Annotated in this window: 18 protein-coding genes; 10 read left to right on the top strand and 8 right to left on the bottom strand. The window is 67.4% G+C overall.

Features of this window, described 5'->3' with window-relative positions; genetic code table 11:
* Window positions 1–52: 52 nt before the first annotated feature.
* The 4 genes from WS46_RS17435 to WS46_RS17420 all read right to left on the bottom strand — a co-directional run bounded on the left by WS46_RS17435 (window position 53) and on the right by WS46_RS17420 (window position 4397).
* Complete coding sequence (locus WS46_RS17435; protein ID WP_059691251.1) at window positions 53–499, bottom strand: DUF934 domain-containing protein; 447 nt, start codon at window positions 497–499, stop codon at window positions 53–55.
* On the bottom strand, window positions 496–2280 hold the full coding sequence (locus WS46_RS17430) for a nitrite/sulfite reductase (protein ID WP_059691250.1): 1785 nt from the start codon (window positions 2278–2280) through the stop codon (window positions 496–498). Before WS46_RS17430 ends, WS46_RS17435 begins: the two co-directional genes overlap by 4 nt.
* A gap of 198 nt (window positions 2281–2478) precedes the next feature.
* The gene (locus tag WS46_RS17425) at window positions 2479–2880 is read right to left on the bottom strand and encodes a hypothetical protein (protein ID WP_059537578.1); all 402 of its coding nucleotides are present in this window, start codon (window positions 2878–2880) and stop codon (window positions 2479–2481) included.
* Between the two features lie 83 nt (window positions 2881–2963).
* Window positions 2964–4397 carry a PLP-dependent aminotransferase family protein gene (locus WS46_RS17420; protein ID WP_059691249.1) on the bottom strand — a complete coding sequence of 478 codons (1434 nt, stop codon included), beginning with the start codon at window positions 4395–4397 and terminating at the stop codon, window positions 2964–2966.
* Between the two features lie 353 nt (window positions 4398–4750).
* Between WS46_RS17420 and WS46_RS17415 the strand changes: the two genes are divergently transcribed.
* The gene (locus WS46_RS17415) at window positions 4751–5875 is read left to right on the top strand and encodes an extracellular solute-binding protein (RefSeq protein ID WP_059691248.1); all 1125 of its coding nucleotides are present in this window, start codon (window positions 4751–4753) and stop codon (window positions 5873–5875) included.
* The gene (locus WS46_RS17410; RefSeq protein ID WP_059691247.1) at window positions 5872–7647 is read left to right on the top strand and encodes a diguanylate cyclase domain-containing protein; all 1776 of its coding nucleotides are present in this window, start codon (window positions 5872–5874) and stop codon (window positions 7645–7647) included. The genes WS46_RS17415 and WS46_RS17410 overlap by 4 nt, the downstream gene beginning before the upstream one ends.
* A gap of 98 nt (window positions 7648–7745) precedes the next feature.
* Here the strand turns inward: WS46_RS17410 and WS46_RS17405 are convergent, their stop codons facing one another.
* From WS46_RS17405 to WS46_RS17395, 3 genes are all read right to left on the bottom strand, one after another.
* Window positions 7746–8045 (bottom strand): DUF4148 domain-containing protein, encoded by a 300-nt coding sequence (locus WS46_RS17405; RefSeq protein ID WP_059537592.1) that lies wholly within the window; start codon window positions 8043–8045, stop codon window positions 7746–7748.
* A gap of 247 nt (window positions 8046–8292) precedes the next feature.
* Window positions 8293–8553 carry a hypothetical protein gene (locus WS46_RS17400; RefSeq protein ID WP_006760082.1) on the bottom strand — a complete coding sequence of 87 codons (261 nt, stop codon included), beginning with the start codon at window positions 8551–8553 and terminating at the stop codon, window positions 8293–8295.
* A gap of 77 nt (window positions 8554–8630) precedes the next feature.
* The gene (locus WS46_RS17395) at window positions 8631–9479 is read right to left on the bottom strand and encodes a sulfite exporter TauE/SafE family protein (RefSeq protein ID WP_059691246.1); all 849 of its coding nucleotides are present in this window, start codon (window positions 9477–9479) and stop codon (window positions 8631–8633) included.
* Between the two features lie 290 nt (window positions 9480–9769).
* On the opposite strand from WS46_RS17395, the gene WS46_RS17390 reads away from it, so the two are divergent.
* Window positions 9770–10666 carry a LysR family transcriptional regulator gene (locus WS46_RS17390; RefSeq protein WP_059691245.1) on the top strand — a complete coding sequence of 299 codons (897 nt, stop codon included), beginning with the start codon at window positions 9770–9772 and terminating at the stop codon, window positions 10664–10666.
* Between the two features lie 139 nt (window positions 10667–10805).
* A complete protein-coding gene (locus WS46_RS17385) occupies window positions 10806–11438 on the top strand; it encodes a LysE family translocator (RefSeq protein WP_059691244.1) in 633 nt (210 codons plus the stop codon).
* Window positions 11439–11648: 210 nt separating this feature from the next.
* On the opposite strand, the gene WS46_RS17380 is transcribed toward WS46_RS17385, so the two are convergent.
* On the bottom strand, window positions 11649–13334 hold the full coding sequence (locus WS46_RS17380; protein ID WP_059691243.1) for a metallophosphoesterase family protein: 1686 nt from the start codon (window positions 13332–13334) through the stop codon (window positions 11649–11651).
* A gap of 296 nt (window positions 13335–13630) precedes the next feature.
* Between WS46_RS17380 and WS46_RS17375 the strand changes: the two genes are divergently transcribed.
* The 6 genes from WS46_RS17375 to WS46_RS17350 all read left to right on the top strand — a co-directional run bounded on the left by WS46_RS17375 (window position 13631) and on the right by WS46_RS17350 (window position 18137).
* Window positions 13631–13930: a YXWGXW repeat-containing protein gene (locus tag WS46_RS17375; protein ID WP_059691242.1), complete on the top strand. Its 300-nt coding sequence runs from the start codon at window positions 13631–13633 to the stop codon at window positions 13928–13930.
* 221 nt (window positions 13931–14151) lie between these two features.
* On the top strand, window positions 14152–14895 hold the full coding sequence (locus WS46_RS17370) for an RNA polymerase sigma factor (RefSeq protein ID WP_082721801.1): 744 nt from the start codon (window positions 14152–14154) through the stop codon (window positions 14893–14895).
* Complete coding sequence (locus WS46_RS17365; protein ID WP_059537616.1) at window positions 14892–15311, top strand: hypothetical protein; 420 nt, start codon at window positions 14892–14894, stop codon at window positions 15309–15311. Before WS46_RS17370 ends, WS46_RS17365 begins: the two co-directional genes overlap by 4 nt.
* Window positions 15308–15811: a periplasmic heavy metal sensor gene (locus WS46_RS17360; RefSeq protein WP_059691241.1), complete on the top strand. Its 504-nt coding sequence runs from the start codon at window positions 15308–15310 to the stop codon at window positions 15809–15811. Before WS46_RS17365 ends, WS46_RS17360 begins: the two co-directional genes overlap by 4 nt.
* A 145-nt stretch (window positions 15812–15956) precedes the next feature.
* Window positions 15957–16802 (top strand): GNAT family N-acetyltransferase, encoded by an 846-nt coding sequence (locus WS46_RS17355; protein WP_059691240.1) that lies wholly within the window; start codon window positions 15957–15959, stop codon window positions 16800–16802.
* Window positions 16803–17141: 339 nt separating this feature from the next.
* On the top strand, window positions 17142–18137 hold the full coding sequence (locus WS46_RS17350; protein WP_059691239.1) for a hypothetical protein: 996 nt from the start codon (window positions 17142–17144) through the stop codon (window positions 18135–18137).
* Window positions 18138–18264 lie beyond the last annotated feature (127 nt).

Raw genomic sequence — 18264 nt, 5'->3', positions numbered from 1 at the left:
CGGCGGGCGCGGTTGTCGTTCATCGGACGGGCGGCCTGCGGGCCGCCCGTTTTCATTGCGCCGTCTGCGTCGCCGCGTCCTGCCGCGGCGCTACCGTTCTCGCGTCGCGCTGATAGAAGCCGGGAAACCGGTCGAGCTGCCGGCGCGCGGCCGCGAGATCGGCATCGGCGCCGAGCACCGCGCTCGAAAACCCGGTGCGTTCCATCAGCAGCAACTGGTCGATCAGCACGTCGCCCGTCGCGCGCAGGTCGCCGGCGAAGCCGAAGCGCTTGCGCAGCAGATACGCCTGGCTGTATGCGCGGCCGTCGGTGAAGGACGGGAAGTGCAGGTCGATGCGCGCGGCCTGCGCGATCCGCTCCGCGAGCGGCGCCAGTTCCTCGTCGTTGCCGATCGTCAGGGTCGTGAGCGTCGCCGTGTCGGGCGAGTGCGTGTCGTCGGCGTGTTCGGCCGGCGTCAGCAGCCGGATGCGTGCGTGGGTGTTTGGGTCGGTCGCGTTCATGCGTGCTCCGCCTGGTGACGTGCGTCGTTTGCCGCAACCTTGAAGGGCTCGACGCCGATGCGGCGCACCGTGTCGATGAATCGTTCGCCGCGGCCGTCGGCGTCGAGCCGCGCGTCGAGATAGACGTTGACGAGCGCGTCCACGACATCGACGATCTCGTCCGCCGAGAACGATGGGCCGATCACCTTGCCCGGCCGCGCGGGGCCGCTCGCGCTCGAACCGTCCGAGCCGCCGAGCGTCACCTGGTACCACTCGGCGCCGTCCTTGTCGACGCCGAGGATGCCGATGTGCCCGCTGTGATGGTGGCCGCACGAGTTGATGCAGCCGCTGATGTGCAGGTCGATGTCGCCGACGTCGTGCAGCATGTCGAGATCCTGGAATCGTTCGGCGATCGCGTCGGCGATCGGAATCGAGCGCGCGTTCGCAAGCGCGCAGAAATCGCCGCCCGGGCACGCGATCATGTCGGTCAGGAGTCCGACGTTCGCGCTGGCGAGACCGATTGCGCGCGCGTGTTCCCACAGCAGGAACAGGTCGTCGACGTGCACCCACGGCAGCACCACGTTCTGCGTATGCGTGACGCGCGCTTCGCCGGCCGAGAAGCGGTCGGCGAGTTCGGCGAGCGCGTCGAGCTGCTCGGGCGACGCGTCGCCGGGCGCCTGCAGGCGGCGCTTGAACGACAGCGTGACGATCCTCAGCGCCGGGTCGCGGTGCGCGGCGACGTTGCGCGCCAGCCACCGCGCGAAGGCCGGATGGCGACCGGCGTGCGCGGCCATGCGCGCTTCGGCATCCTGCAGGTCGAGCGTGCGCGGCGCGATGCGCGGCGGCTCGAACGATGCCGCGATGCGGTCGAATTCGGCCTGCGGGATCGTGTGCGGACCGCCGTCATGCTCGACGATCTGGCGAAACTCTTCCTCGACGTCGTCGATGTAGCGCTGGCCCTCGCTCTTCACGAGGATCTTGATGCGTGCCTTGTACTTGTTGTCGCGCCGTCCGTAGCGGTTGTAGACGCGGACGATCGCCTCGATGTAGTTCATCACGTGCTGCCACGGCAGGAACGCGCGCAGCAGCGTCGCGATCAGCGGCGTGCGGCCCATGCCGCCGCCGGCGCTCACGCGAAAGCCGAGTTCGCCCGCGTCGTTGCGCACGAGTTTCAGCCCGACGTCGTGCCAGTCGGTTGCCGCACGGTCCTCGGCCGCGCCCGTGATCGCGATCTTGAACTTGCGCGGCAGGAACGCGAATTCCGGATGCAGCGTCGTCCACTGGCGCATCACTTCGGCGAACGGACGCGGATCGGCGATCTCGTCCGGCGCGACGCCCGCGCGCTCGTCGCACGAAATGTTGCGGATGCAATTACCGCTCGTCTGGATCCCGTGCATGTCGACGGTCGCGAGCAGGTCCATCACGTCGGCCGCCTTCGCGAGCGGAATCCAGTTGAACTGCACGTTGGTGCGGGTCGTGAAGTGCGCGTTGCGGATCGGCAGGCGCAGCGTGCCGAGCAGCGCCTGCGCGTCGCGGGCGGCGCGATAGGTGGCGTCGTCGGGCACGTCGTAGTCGCGTGCGATCCGGGCCAGCACGCGAAGCTGCGCGCTCGACAGTTCGCCGTACGGCACGGCCACGCGCAGCATCGGCGCGTGGCGCTGCACGTACCAGCCGTTCTGCAGGCGCAACGGCCGGAACGCGTCCTCGCTCAGCGTGCCGTGCTGCCAGCGTTCGAGCTGGTCGCGGAACTGGGCGGCGCGGCTGTGCACGAGCGCCCGGTCGAAATCGGTATATCGGTACATGACGTGATACGCGAGAGGAGCGGCGGTGCAGGGCGCGCGCCGCTCGGAAGGGGACGTTGCGACGGGTGTCGGGCAACCGGAGACAGCGTAGGGAACGCGGGGCGGCGGGACAAGCAGCAGATCGGGACGAAAAGGGCGCAGCAGATCGGCGATGCGTCGGCCGCCGTCGGGCATGCGTTGCGCATGCCCCCGTCGGGTTCAGGCTTGCGCTTGCGCGTCGACGATCAAGGCCGGATCGAGCGCGCGGATGCGCTGGTCGATGAAGTAGCCGCCGCCTTCCTGGTAGCGCAGGAACAGCCGCCCGCACGACACGCAGCGGCCGACGTTGCAACGGTTGTACGGAAAGTGGCGCGGCGCGATCGGCGCGCGGTCGGACCAGTAGCGCGTGCCGTCCGGATGGAATTCGTCGTAGGTCGGCTCGGGGTCGTCGGGCGGCGCGAGCGTCGCCACTTCGACGAGTTGCGTGTCCTGCAGCGACAGCGGCAGGCTCGTCCAACCGGCAAGCGGGGTCTTAGTACAGGTGCACGGCTGCGTGACGCCGGCGGCTTCGGCGGCGAGCGTCAGCAGCGCGGCGTGATCGAGGTACGGCAATGCGCTCATGAGATGGGTCGAGGGAGCGAAGAGAGGTGCACTGTAACCCGTGCGTGCGTCGGCTGCACGGCGGCGGCCGCCTGCGTGCGGGCTCAACCGGCCTTGCGTACAGCGGGCTCGGCGACCAGTTCGCCAAGCACGCGGATCGCGCGTTCGATGTCGCGGCTCCACGGATGGCCGAAGTTCACGCGCACGCAGCGCTCGAAGCCGTGCGCGGCCGAGAACAGCGGCCCCGGCGCGAAGCTGATGCCGCGCGCGATCGCCTGGCGATGCAGTTCCATCGCGTCGATCGCATCGGGAAACGACAGCCACAGGAAATATCCGCCGTCCGGCCGCACCCACTCGACGCCGTCCGGCAGCCAGCGCCGCAGCGCGTCGTCCATGCGGGCGAGCTGCGTCTGCAGCGCGCCGCGCAGCTTGCGCAGATGACGATCGTAGCCGCCGTGCTCCAGATAGTTCGCGATGCCGGCTTGTGCGGGGATGCTCGCCGACAGCGTGGTCATCAGCTTGAGCCGCTGCACTTTTTCCGCGAACCGGCCGGCGGCGGCCCAGCCGATCCGGTAGCCCGGCGCGAGCGTCTTCGAGAACGAACTGCAGTGCATCACGAGACCGTGCCTGTCGAAGGCGCGCGCGGGCAGCGGATAGTCAGGGCCGAAATGCAGCTCGCCGTACACGTCGTCCTCGATCAGCGGCACCTCGCGCGCGGCAAGCATCTCCACGAGCGCGCGCTTCTTGTCGAGCGACAGCGTGACACCGGTCGGATTCTGGAAATTGGTCATGAACCAGCACGCGCGGATGTCGTGCCGGTCGAGCGCGTTCGCGAGCGCATCGAGATCGAGGCCCGTGCGCGGATCGACGGGAATCTCGACCGCGCGCAGGTCGAGCCGCTCGATCGCCTGCAGCGCCGCATAGAAGCCGGGCGATTCGACCGCGACGACGTCGCCGGGCCGCGTGACGGCCATCAGGCACAGGTTCAGCGCTTCCAGCGCGCCGTTCGTGACGACGATCTCGTCGACGGGTTGCGCGACGCCGGTTGCCAGATAGCGCCGCGCGATCTGCTGGCGCAGCGCCTCGTTGCCCGGCGGCAGGTCGACGACCGTGCTCCACGGGCTGACGAGCCGCGTCGCCTGCGCGAGCGATTTCGCGAGGCGCGGCAGCGGAAACAGCTGCGGCGCGGGGAACGCGGAGCCGAGCGGCACGATGCCGGGTTGCGTCGCGGCGTCGAGCACCGAGAACACGAGATCGCTGATGTCGACCTTGCGCGTGGCGCCGGCGCGGTTCGCGCGGCGTTTCGCGGGTGGGTGCGCCGCCGGGCTCGCGCCCGGCGCGACGTAATAGCCGGAGCGTTCGCGTGCGCGGATCAGCCCCCACTGTTCGAGCAGGTAGTACGCGCGAAACACCGTCGACTGGCTCACGCCATGCTGCGCGATGATCTGGCGCAGCGACGGCAGGCGCGTGCCGACCGCGAGGTTGCCGTTGCGGATTTCGTCGGCGATCGTATGGGCGAGGGTTTCGTAGCGTTTCATGTGCGCGGGTGGAGCATGCGTGCGCCGCGCGCGGGCCGGTGCGGCGCCGCGCGCGGCGGAGGCGGGACATTGTCCGACGAGCGGCCCGAAAAGAAAAGTGCGACGGGCGGGCGCCATCGCGCCGTCGCGCCGTCGTGGCGATGCCGATGCGTGCGCATCCGTCGCGCGTGATCGCGGCGTTCACTCGTGTGCCGCGTGGCTGCAACCGCGCGCGGCACGCGTCGAGTCATGCCTATCACCTGAGGATTCTTCGCGCGCGGACGCGGTGTGCGTGCGGCTTGTTCCAATTGCGCGGCGATATTTTTTGTGGTCTTGTTGCAAGCTCAAGCATCGACTTAAAAAAGGCCAGTCGAATGCATACGGGGAATGCGGGCGAGGACCGATTGATCAGGGGAATCGGCGCGCGTCGGCGTGCGCGCCGGGCCGTATGCCGTTGGTTTGTCATCCTGACGCTGGGCTTGCAGGGCCTGCCCGCGTGCGCGGCTTCTCCCGAGACCGTCAACGACAACGTCCTGCGCGTCCTTGCATGGCCCGGCTACGCGGACAACGATGTCGTCAATGCGTTTGAGACGCAATTCCACGTACGCGTCGAAGTGACGTTCGTCGATTCCGACGAAGCGTTGTGGACGCGAATGCACAGCGCGTCGCCGCCGCCGTACGACCTACTCGCGGCCAACACGGCAGAGATCCAGCGCTATGCGCGCGACGGCCTGCTCATACCGATCGACCTGTCACAGGTCCCCAACCGTCGGCGGCAACAACCGAATTTCCAGCAGCTCGCGACGATCGGCGGACTCGTGCACAACGGCTCGACCTATGCGATTCCGTTCACATATTCGTCGATGGGACTGATCTACGATCGCAGGCAGGTGCCCGCCGCGCCGCGCTCGATGCTGGAACTGTGGAATCCGCGCTACCGCGGCAAGGTGCTCGACTTCAACAGCGCGCAGCATAATTTTTCGTTCACCGCACTCGCACTCCGCTACCCCGACCCCTTTCACCTGTCGCCCGCGCAAACGCTTGCCGTCGCGCACAAGCTGGTCGACCTGCGACGCAACCTGCTCACGTATTACACGCTTCCGGAAGAAGCGACCGCGCTGTTCGTCCAGCATCACGCGGCGCTGATGTTCGGCAACTACGGCACGCAGCAGGTCGAACAACTGCGTCGCGCCGGTGCGGACGTCGGCTACGTGATTCCGGACGAAGGCGCGCTCGCGTGGCTCGACTGCTGGGGCGTCACGCGCGGCGCGGAGCATCGCGAACTCGCGTTCGCATGGATCAACTACATGCTCGAACCGGCGATCGGCGCGCTGCTGACCGAACGCCAGGGGCTCGCGAATACTCTCGAGCCGCCACCCGGTCTCGAGTCCGGCAACCGGCACCTCGTGTGGATCCAGCCGGTCGAGGACATCGCGCGGCGCGAGTCGCTGTGGAGCCGCATCGTGTCGGGCGACCGGCCGGAGCGGTTCGACAAATGATCAGGCTCGGGCTCACGTCGAAGCTGTCGGTGCTGTTCGCGTGCATCGGCGTGATCGCGTCCGGCACGACCGGCTACTCCACCTACCGCGCGAACCGGACGATGCTCGTGCAGGAAGCACAGCACAACCTGCTGATGTCGACGCAATTGCTCGGACAGCGCTTCACGACCGCGCTGTCCGACGTGGCCGACGATGCGCTCGTGCTCGCGCAATTGCCGTCCGCGGCGAGCGTCGCGAGCGGCGAGGGCACCGATCCTGCGCCGCGCTCGCGGCTCGAGCAGGTGTATGTCAGCTTCATGAAGAACCACCCCGAGTACCTGCAGATCCGGCTGATCGCGCGCGGCGATTTCGGGCTCGAGCGGATTCGCGTCGATCGCGACGCGCGCGGCATCGTCGTGCTGCCGGAGAGTGCATTCCAGGAGAAAGGACAGTTTTCCTATGTATTCGATACGCTCGCGACGGCACCCGGTCATATCTACCTGTCGCCGATCGTGATCAATCACGAGACCGGCGCGCATGCGGCCGAAGGGCTGCCGATTCTGCGCGTGGGCACGCCGGTCGTCGACCAGGCCGACGTGGTGGTCGGCGCGCTGGTCGTCGACGTCGAGCTGTCGCGCATGTTCGATCGGCTCGAGCGCGACCTGCCGCAAGACTATGCGGTGTTCCTCGCGAACGAGTGGGGCGACTTCCTCGTGCATCCCGATCCGTCGCAGACCTTCGGCTTCGATCGCGGCCGGCGCGTGCTGATGCAGGACCGCTTTCCCGGCACGCGGCTGCTGTTCGCCGGGACGCGCACGAACGTGACGCTCAACGGTCTCGCGCAGCCCGACGACGTACCGGGCGAGATGCTCGCGTTCGTGCGCACGCCGTTCGGCAACAACGAGGGCAACCGCTTCGTTGTCCTCGGCATGGCGCGTCCGCTCACGGACGTGCTGGCGCCGGCCGGGATGCTCGGCGAACGGATCATCCGGATGGTGTTCCTGATGAGCCTGGCGGCGGTGATTCTCGCGATCCTGTTCGCGCGCGCGATCACGCGTCCGTTGCAGATGCTCGCGCGCGCGGCGACCCACGTGTTCGACGATCCGGCCGCCGAACGATTGCCCGTTGCGCGGGCCGACGAGATCGGCGTGCTGGCGCGCTGTTTCGACAGCATGCGCGTCGAGATCCGCACGCAGGTCGCGATGCTGCGCGCGAAGCAACTGGAGCTCACGCACCTGGCCGGCCACGATCCGTTGACCGGGCTGCCGAACCGCCTGTTGTTCATGGAGCATCTCGAGGCCGCGATCCGGCATGCGGCGGCGGTGCGCGAGGGGCTGGCGGTGATGTTCGTCGATCTCGACCGCTTCAAGCAGATCAACGACCAGCACGGGCACGCGGCCGGCGATCGCACGCTCGTCGCGGTCGCGAAACGGCTGAGCCTCGTGCTGCGTAGCGGCGACATGGCCGCGCGGCTCGGCGGCGACGAATTCATCGTGCTGATTTCGGACGTGCGATCGCCCGAGGTGATCGGCGATATCGCGTCGCGTATCCAGATCGTGATGGCCGAGGAGCTGGAGTTCGGCGAACGTCACCTGGCCGTGGGCGCGAGCATCGGCGTCAGCGAATATCCGGCCGATGGCGCGTCGGCCGAGGAGCTGCTGGTCAAGGCCGACGCGGCGATGTATGCGGCGAAGGCGTCCGCGCAATGCGCGTACGTGCGTTACCAGGAATTGCTGGGCGGCGGCATCGGCGCGGATGCGGGCGCCCGCGTGGCGGTGGGCGGCAGCGGCTGACGACGGGCCGGCCCTGCGTGCCGCGCAAACGCGACGAGCCCGTCACGGGACGGGCTCGTCGGAACCGGGCGGACTGCGCGATGCGCGCAGCGGCGGGCTTAGTGGCCGAAGTAGACCGAGTCGCGCGCGTTCTGCACCTTGACTGCCGGTGCGCCGCCCTGGACGACCGGGGCCGGTTGCGCGCCGTAGCCGCTGGCGTCGGCGGCGTGCACGCGCGCTTGCGCGGCCTGGATGTCGGCCGGGTAGTACGGGCTCGACTGGCTCGGCTTGTAGCCGGCGCTTTCGAGCTGGACGAGTTCGTTGCGCACTTGTGCGCGGGTCACGGTGCTTTGGGCGAATGCGCCGAACGAAGCGGACAGGGCAACAGCGGCAACGACTGCGGAAACGAGCGATTTCATGATGACCTCCGATGTTCTATTGAGTTCGCCGGCGACACCATGTCGTAAGCGATTGATTACATCGTAGGCGTCAGCCGATTCAGGGTAAACGTGGATTCCGACGAAAGATCGTTGCGGCCGAGGTAATAATCGCCGCGGAAATTCGATCCGTCCCCGTCCGGCGTTGCGGGAATGGCAAACCGATGGCGGGCGGATGACACGATGCGCGGCGCACGGCCGTCGGGGCGGGATCGGGGGTCTTGCGCGATCAGACGCCGTCGGCGTCGTCGATTTCCTTGCGCTCGCGGCGTTCCTCGTTGCCGCGGCGGGCCCGCAGGCGCTGACGCGACAGGACGGCGATCACCTGCTGGGTCGGCGCGCCGGACGGCAGCTCGTTGCGGATGCGATCGGGCACCATCGGCAGGCCCGCGCGCTGCCGGCGCAGGGCCTTCGCGATTGCCCGGCGGCATTCGTCCCCGTGGCAATCCCATTCATCGCGGATTCTCTGGCAATAACGGCATTGTTCCATCGGGACAGTCTAACGCGTCTTGGGGATCGGGGCCGAAGGGGGGAACGGACCGTGACCGGGCCAGCGGGCGGCCGGCGTCATTTCGCGTTCGCGTGCGGGCTGTCGACCGGTGCGACGGGCGAGGCCGCGTGCCGGAAGACGCCCGACTTCCAGATCATCTGGGACGCGGCCACGAGCACGAACAGCAGGACGACCATCCGGAATACGCGCGGCGACATCTTGTCCCGCAGCGGGCGAACGAGCCACATGCCGGCGATGGCGGGCAGGCTTGCCGCGGCGGAAATCGCGAGGTCGGCGGCGCTCGCGTGGGCGGCGCCGCTGAACGTCGTGATCAGCGTGACGATCGACACCACGAGGATGATCGCGATCTGCTTCGTGAACGCGCGGCCGGTCGCGCCGGATGAAATCAGGTAGGTGGCGAGCAGCGGCCCCGGCACCGACGCGATGCTTTCCATCAGCGCCGCGCCGAACCCGAGCGTGAACCCGACCGGCTTTTGCCATGCCTCGGGCAGGTTCAGTTTCGGCGCGCTCAGCATCAGCGCCGCGGCGACGATCAGCAGCGCGCCCGACGCGGCCTGTGCGTGGCCCGCGTTCAGCGACAGGAGAATCGCGACGCCGACGACGTTGCCGAGCACGGTGCCCGCGATCGGTGCGGCGATCTTGCGCGCGGTCGCCAGCACCTCGCCGCCTTCCAGCGCCTGCGGAATGTTGCCGAGGATGATCGGCATCGACAGCAGCAGCACCGCGTGACGGATCGGCAGGAACTGGCTCAGGATCGGCATCGCCACCAGCGGAACGCCAATGCCCGTGATTCCCTTGACCATCCCGCCGAGCAGCAGTGCGACCGCGATGCCGATCAGGTCGAGCAGCGCGAGCCCGTGCAGGCTGGACACCAATACACCTTCAGTCAGATCGAGATGAGTCATCGGGAGCAGGTCGGGACATGAGCGGCGGCGGGACGGTCGACGGCACCCGTTGCCGGTGCGTGCGGTGGCGCACGCGGTTGTATGGTTTTGGGTCGAACCAGTCGCCCCGGTGCATCGTCCGCCGTCGGCATTCGACACGGTTCGAGGCTGAATCTTACCCGAGCGCGGCGCGTGGCATCGGGCGTGGTCGAGGGCGCGCGTTCGTCGAAGGTCGTTGAGGCGATTCGATGCAATTCATGATGCACGGCCCTATCATGTGAAAAATACATGGACCGAAACAAGGAGGCGAAATGACGCTTGCGCAGTTGCAGGCCCTGGCGGCCGTGGTCGAACTCGGCTCGCTGACGGCCGCGGCCGAGCGGCTCAGTCGCAGTCAATCCGCGATCAGTCATGCGTTGACCGAACTGGAGGACATCACCGAGGTCAAGCTGCTGTTGCGCGACCGCCAACCGGTCGTCCTGACTGCCGCCGGCGAACGCCTGTGGCCGTACGTGCAGAACGTGGTTCGCGAGGCACAGACGCTGCGCCAGCAGTTCGGCCTGTCGCGCGGCAAGCTCGAAGGGTGTCTGGTGGTCGCGTCGCTGCCGAGTGTTTCGCTCGCATTCGTCGTGCCCGCGCTCGAGGCGTTGAAGGCGGCGCATGAGGGCGTGACGGCGGTACTGCTCGAAGGCACGGACGCGGAGGTCGAAGGATGGCTCGATGACGGCACCGCCGACGTCGGCGTGGTCGCGGGCACGAAGACCTTCGCGAACAATCTGCCGTTGCTCGACGAGGATTTCGTCGCGGTGGCGGCGGACGGCATGTTCGACGGCCGCAAGAGCATATCCGCGAAACGGTTGTCAGCGACGCCGTTCATTTTCTCGAAGGCGGGGTGCGGGCCGCTCATCGCGGACTACTTCGCGCGCAACGGTGCGTCGCTTCGCGCCGCGTTCAACGTGGTCGAGATGCGGACCATCCTGTCGATGGCGGAGGCGGGAATGGGCGTGTCGATCGTCCCGCGCATCACGCTCACCTACACCCGGTTCGGCGGCCAGGTGCTGGCGCTGTCGCCCAGGCTGCACCGTTCCGTGCGGCTGTCGTGGAACGCGACCGGCAACGCGGTCGCAGACGCCTTCGTGAAGCTGGTCGACGCCCAGCGCGCGAAGGCGGGAAAGGCGATTCAGGCGCGCACGAAAAAGGGAAGGTAGCGCATCGGCGGCGCGATGAGGCGATGAAGCGATGAAGCGCGCGCATGGGCGACTTGCAGTTTATTCATGCCGGCAGATGTCGACATGCAATATATTGTGTGTCACTCGCCCTGACTTCACTGCCTCGAAGGAGACCGCCGTGCCGGCCTTGCCCACCCTGATCGCTTTCGGACTCGTGTCGCTCGGCATGGTCCTGACGCCCGGCCCGAACATGATCTACCTGATCTCGCGCTCGATCTGCCAGGGCCGCCGCGCGGGGCTGGTGTCGCTCGGCGGCGTCGCGCTGGGGTTCGTGTTCTACATGTTCTGCGCGGCATTCGGCATCACCGCGCTGGTGCTGACCATGCCGTATGCGTATGACGCGCTGCGTTTCTCCGGCGCGCTGTACCTGTCGTATCTCGCGTGGCAGGCGCTCAAGCCGGGCGGGCGCTCGGCGTTTCAGGTCCGGCAATTGCCGCACGACAGCGGCGCGCGGCTCTTCACGATGGGTTTCGTCACCAACCTCGCGAACCCGAAGATCGCGGTGATGTATCTGTCGCTGCTGCCGCAGTTCATTTCGCCGGGGCACGGCAGCGTGCTCGCGCAATCGCTGGCACTGGGCTGCGTGCAGATCGCGGTCAGCGTCAGCGTCAACGCGCTGATCGCGAGCATGGCCGGTGCGATCGCGGCGTTTCTTGCCGATCGGCCGGTCTGGGCGCGCGTGCAGCGCTGGTTGATGGGGACCGTGCTGGCCGGACTGGCCGTGCGTATCGCGCTGGAATCGCGCGGCTAGCCGGTTGAACGGCTTGCGGACGCAATCGACGTACCGATGCGCACGCAACCTTCGGATGGCGAACGGATGCAGCCGATTCGCGTGAAGCAGGCCACCGCCCATTCGCCATACCGGTAAGCGGACGGCGCGCGTTGCGCGCGATGTCCCGCATGAGCCGACCCCAACCTCGACCGCCCGCCGCGCGATCGCGCGCCGCGGGCGGCCGTCACTTCAGCGCTCGCGGCGTTTCTTGCTCAGCTCGATCGTCTCGAACAGCTCGTACTGCGCGGTCGGGTGCTGATCCGCGCCCGGCGCGTGGTAATAGCGCATCGTGATCGTCGTGTGGCCGCCCGGCTGGCCCGGATCGTGGTCGAACACGGCGATCCCGTAGCCCGTGCCCGTATCGCGGCGTGCGGACCAGATCGCATCCTCGAGCGCATCGGCCGGCTTGCGCACGAACGTGTTCGGCGAGGTGCCCGGCACCGGCCGGTTCGGCTTCGTGAAGACCTTGGCCTGTGCAAAGCCGGTCGCCGGGTTTTCGCCGTACACGTCGAGCGGCGCACTGGTGCCGCCGCCGCCGAGAATCAGGTGGATCGTGCCGTGGCTCGTGTCGAACGTCGTGCTGCTCGGATCGGTCGACCCGACCGGACGCGGCTGCAGCGTCTCGACGACTTCGCCGGTCGAGGCATCGACGCCCGCACGGTGATTGCAGCCGCGCACCGGGTAGCTGCGCTCGTAGTCGTGATCGTGACCGCACAGCACGAGGTCGACGCCATAGCGGTCGAACAGCGGCAGCCATGCCTCGCGAATGCCCTTGTCCGAGCCGTTGCCCGTCTTCGACGAACTCAGCGCGTCCTGGTGCATCTGCACGACGATCCAGTCGATGTCGTCGTCGTGCGACGCGTGACGCAGCGTGTGCTCGAGCCAGCGCGTCTGCTCGCCGTTGCTGTAGCCGCGTACGTAGAACGACGTGCCCGGTTCGATCGGCGCGCGGCCGGTGCTCGCGGCCGGCACGAGCGGATTCGGGCCGCCGACGAATGCGGCCGCATCCTGGTAGACGACGTCGTCGGCGTCGAGCGAGATGAACAGCACCGAGCTCACGCGGAAGCTGTACCAGCGGCCCGGAAAGCGCGTGCCGTTCTCCGGGAGCGTGTAGCGCGCGAGATACGAGTCGAGCCCCTGCGGGCCGTTGTTGAATTCGATCTCGTGATTGCCGGGGCATGGCATCCACGGGCGGTTCGCGGCCGACGTCTGGTTGTTGTTGCCGAAATCGCGCCACACCTCCGGCTGATGCGCGGGGTTCAGGTTCGCGTAGCAGAGGTCGCCGTTCAGCAGGTGGAACAGCGGCTGGAACTGCTCGACGGCCTGCACCGCGAAGCGGCTTTGCGGCGACGACAGCACCCACGCGCCGTTCGGCGTCGCGAGGTCGCCGTAGCTCGTGAAGCGGAACGGCGCGCGCCCGCGCGGCGCGGTCGTGAAGGTCGCGGCAAACGGCTGCGCGGCGTTGCTGTCGTTGTCGGCCGTCAGTTCATAGCGGTAGCGCGTGTTCGGCTTCAGGCCGTGCACGCGTGCGTGGTACGTGAACACGGTTTCGCCGTTCAGGCCGTCGGTGTATAGGCGCTGCACGCCGTGCACGGTGCGTGCCGGTTCGCCGTCGGCGACGATCCGCGCGCGCGGATTGACGGCCGGTGCGAGCGACGCCCACGAGATCGCGACTTCCGATGTCGGGTCGCTGCCCCACGTCAGGTGCACCTGCTCGGGCGTGCCGTCCGGATTCGACGCGGCGGCGCGGGCGGCCGCCAGCCCGCCCGCGGCGGTGGCGAGGCCGGAAACGCCGGCCAGTTTCAGGAAGCCGCGACGCGATACGGAAGCGGCCGGCTCGTTCGACTCGGCGGGGAGGTTTTCCTGGTTCGACATGATCGTATTTTCGTTGAATGACACGCGAGATGCGGAACCGCCCGGCCGTGCGCGAGCGCGTCGGGGGCGTGGGCCGGAAACGAGCGGGATCCCGGTGACACGCATTGTCGGAGGGCAGTTTTGCCGGGTTGTGACAGACGGTAATCGATGCGCGAGCCCGATGCGTCGATGGCGCGCGCGGCGTTGCCGGCGCGGCAGAAATTTATTTGCGTGTGTCGCGACGGATTTTTTCCGCATGCGTCGTTTAACGAACGAACGGCCACCTCCGGCCGGGAAACGATGCTTCGGAGTCTTGCATGAAACTTTCCATTTCATTACGGTTTGCCACGGGATGCGTGGCCGCGCTGGCGACGTCCGCCGCATTCGCGCAGGCCGTCATCGTCGCACCGGTCGCACCGCCGCCGCCGCGCGTCGAAGTGATGCCGGCGCCGCGCGCGGGCTACGTCTGGGATCAAGGCCACTGGCACTGGCGGCAGGGCCGCTACGTGTGGATTCCGGGGCACTGGCAAGTGGTACGTGCCGGCTATCACTGGGTGCCCGGACAATGGGCCGCGCGCGGCCCCAACTGGCGCTGGGTACCGGGCCACTGGGCGTAACGCGCAGGGCGCCGCGCGGCGCGCAGTGCCTGCCCGTGCGGCGGAATTTCCACACAACCTCATCGGCTGAGTCATGCCTTTTCGAACCATACTTGTCCTGACAGCCGCGGCCGTCGTGCTGGCCGGCTGCGTCGTGGTGCCGGCGCGTCCGGTGTATTACCGGCCTGCGCCGGTCGTCGTATATTGATCGCGCCGGTCGGTGGGCGATCGACAGGATCGATATGCCGTTCGAACCGGATCTCGGTGAAATCGACCGGGCCGATCCCCGGCGTGGCGCATCACGTGTCGCCGATGTGCCGGTCCGATGCCTGCAAGGAGAGCACGACGATGAGCTTCAGCCGGACAACGGGCGCAACCGCCGGCAGCATGCGGCGTTCGCACCGCGCATCGCGGAGCGGCCTGCGTTGAGCGATGCCGATCCGGACGCGGAACTCGTCGCGCGGGTGGGCGCGCGCGACGCGTCGGCCGTGCGTGCGCTCGTCGCACGCAAGCTGCCGCGCTTGCTCGCGCTCGCGACGCGCATGCTCGGCGACCGGACCGAAGCCGAAGACGTTGCGCAGGAAACCTTCCTGCGGATCTGGAATCATGCGCCGCGCTGGCGGGATGGCGAAGCGCGCTTCGACACGTGGCTGCATCGCGTCGTGCTGAACCTGTGCTACGACCGTTTGCGCGGACGGCGCGAGGAGCCGGTCGACACGGTGCCCGACGTGCCCGACCCGCAACCCGAGCCGGCCGCGCACGCGGAATTGCGCTCGCGCGACGCGCGCGTGCGCGAGGCGCTCGCCGCGTTGCCGCCGAGGCAGCGGGAAGCGCTCGTGCTCCAGTACTATCAGGACATGTCGAACGTTGAAGCGGCCAACCTGATGGGCATCACCGTCGATGCGCTGGAAAGCCTGCTCGCGCGCGCAAGGCGCAACCTGCGCGCGCAATTGGCCGGCGACCCACCTAGCGAGGACAAGCGATGACACCCGAACGATTCCGTACCATCGTCGCCGCGTACGGCTCGGATGCGCGGCGCTGGCCGCAAGACGAACGCGCGGCGGCCGAAGCGTGGGCGCAAGCGCATCCGCGTGACGCGCTGGAGGCGCTCGACGATGCCGCCGAGCTCGATGCCTGGCTCATGCAGGACACGGTCGCGCCGCCGACGCCGGCACTCGTCGAACGCATCGTCGCGTCGGCGCCGGCGCCTCGACGTGCGCGGCGTCGGGGCCGGGTGTGGTGGTCGGGCGCGGCGTTCGCGGGTGTCGGGCTGGCCGGCGCGCTGGCGGGCGCGGTGGCCGTGTCGATGCTGATGCTCGGCAGCGCACCGATCGCGCAACACGAACCGGGCTACCTGACGACGACGTTCGGCGGCCCGAGCATCGACGGAGGCGACGAATGAGCGAACGCGGCTGGAAATTCGTGCTCGTCGGGTCGGTCGTGCTGAACGTGTTCATGCTCGGCGCGATTGGCGGCGGCGCGTATCAGTGGTTCTCGACGCATCCTGACCTGCATGGAACGGGAATGCCCGGACAGCGCACGGCGTTGCGGTTTGCCGCGGACGGATTGTCGGATGCGCGTCAGCGGGCGTTCGCGGCGGCGCTGAAGGCGGCACGCAAGGACGCTCGGGATTTCGCGCGGGAAGGGCGTGACGGGCGGATCACGGTGCTCGATCTGCTGGCCGCGCCGCAGCTTGATCGGCCGGCGATCGATGCGGCGCTCGAACGGACGCGTGCGGCCGATAGCGCGTTGCGAGGGCAAGTCGAGCGCAGTGTCGTCGATTTCGCGGCGACGCTGACGCCGGACGAGCGCGCGAAGTTCGTCGACGGGTTGCGGCGTAGCGGGAACTGGCGCTTGCCGGCGAGATTGCAGAAGCAGCAGGGGGCGGCGGGAAGCGAGTGAGCCGCTCGTCGTCCGGTGACGGCGCGGAATGACCGTTCACGCCGATAGCCGTCCCGGGATTATGATGGCGCGATCGACAGCATCTTCCCGATGATTTCACCGCAACGCGAGGCGGCAATCTCGAGCGCCGCGGCAAGGACGAATCATGGATCGAAGCGAAGACTTTATCGTGCGCACCATGTCGGCCGGTGACGTGGCCATGTCGGTCGAATGGGCGGCTGCGGAAGGGTGGAATCCCGGTCTGCACGACGCGCATTGTTTCAGGGAAGCGGACCCGGCCGGTTTCTTCGTCGGCATCTGGCGCGGCGAGCCGGTCGCTTGCCTTTCGGCGGTTGCTTATGACGAACACTTCGGCTTCATCGGTCTCTACATCGTGAAACCGGCGTTTCGCGGCAAAGGCTTCGGCATGCGCATCTGGCAGCACGGCATGCGTTATCTTGGAGAACGAAACATCGGCCTGGACGGTGTCGTTGCCCAGCAGGCGAATTACAGGAAGTCGGGGTTCCGGCTCGCGTATCGCAACATCCGCTATCAGGGGCGCGTGGGCGGCATCGGGTGCGCACATGTGGCGGCAGCGGCCGATGTGCCGTTCGAGCAGTTGCTCGCCTACGATCGTCAGTGTTTTCCGGCGGCGCGCGAGCGTTTCATCTCCGTCTGGATCGCGCAGCCCGATACAGTTGCGCTCGCAACGATCGACGGGGGACGAGTTGTCGGTTACGGGGTCGTGCGCCGCTGCCATGCGGGCTGCAAGATCGGCCCGCTCTTTGCCGATGACGCCGACGTCGCGACGGGGCTGTTTCGTGCGCTGGCGTCGCGTATGCCAGGCGAGGTGATCGTGCTCGACGTGCCGGAAACGAACCCCGCAGCCGTCGCGCTGGCGGAACGTCACGGCATGTCGAGCGTGTTCGAGACCGCGCGGATGTATACGAAGGAAGCGCCCGCGATTGCGATCGACCGCGTGTTCGGGGTGACGTCTTTCGAGCTGGGGTGACCGTCGCGAGCGTGACCGGACCGGGCCGGAAGCCGGATGCGCTCATGCGTTCGCCGACCCGCCTCAATCGGCACTGATATCTAACAGTCTTTGACCACGAAGCATGGTCGGTCGCTGTAGCCTTAGAGATGGATTCGCAAAGGTCGTTCGACGCCGTAACCGCGATCGGCGTGGCGCAATACCCGGTCTCGGTTGTTCCAATGCCTTGGGTTATGCGAGCAACGAAAGTTGCAGCCCCACGAGGCCCTTGTGAAGCCGTCTCTTTTACATGCGCTGCGAGTGCAAGCATCCCCGTGCCGTACGCACCGGTGCCGTCCTGTTCAAAAAAAGGTGATCCCCGTGAGGACCATTGCATTGATCGTGTTGACCTGTCTGGCACTGACCGCCTGTGGGGGCGACGATAGTTCCTCTTCCCCGGCGCAGGCCGGGAACGGAGCAGAGTCCACCAACAACGGTCGCATCGGGGGTAGCGACGGCTCTGGCAACAGTACGCAGACGCTGCGATACGATGCACTGCCGACTGCGGCGGATCAGGCGAGCTTCCTGACGCTGATCAACAACGAAGGCGCAAAGGGCTATCGCTACCTCGGCGACTACTTCTACGACGCCAGCAATGGCGGTTCGCAATCGATCTTCGTGAACGACGGCGCCGCGCAGATATACACCTACCAGTTGCAGGCGACGCCGACCAGCATGACGGGCTTTGTCAGCCAGGCCAACGCGCAAGGCGCGAGCGGCTACCGGTTCGAGGGGCCGCTCACGTACGGTTATCTCTATCGCAAGGACGGCGGCTCGTCGGCCACCTACACATACACGACAACGGACCTGTCGACGAACCCGGACGCGTTCGTCGCGCAGGCGAACGGCGAGGGGCAGTCGGGCTACTGGTTCCTGGGCCCGATGGTCGTGGGATCGGAACAGGCGAACGTGTACATGAAGAACAACGTGTCGAACGCGACCTATACATATGATGTAGTGATGCCGACGTCGACCGTCGGCGACTTCATCACGCAGGCCAACAGCGAGGGTGCGAAGGGCTATCGATCGAAGGGCAAGATGCAGTTCGGCCCGTTGCAACCGACTGGCGCGATCAATCTCTCGTGGATCTACATGAAGGACCAAACTCAGTCGGCGACTTTCACGTACCAGTCGGCCGCGGTCCAGGCGACCGGCGCGAGCTTCGTCCAGCAGTTGAATACGTTCGGCGCGCAGGGCAATGCGTATTTCGGCGATCTCCCTCTCGGCATGCCGTCGCCGACGGCATCTTTCTACTTCGAGGCCAGCAACTGCACGAGTTTCCTGTGCACAACGCTGAATCCGCTCACGCAGAACTAAGAGACGGTTTCAAAAAGAGCCCGTGGGCCTGTTAACTTTCGCGGCGAGCTGTAATGGGATGGTCACCCCCACCTCTCAGCGAGTAGGCTGCTGAGAACTTTCCCCGGGAGGTCGTTGCCATGGACAG

The organism is Burkholderia sp. RF4-BP95 (genome assembly GCF_001521985.1).
GTDB lineage: Bacteria > Pseudomonadota > Gammaproteobacteria > Burkholderiales > Burkholderiaceae > Burkholderia > Burkholderia diffusa.
This window is presented reverse-complemented; position numbering and strand designations above follow the sequence as displayed.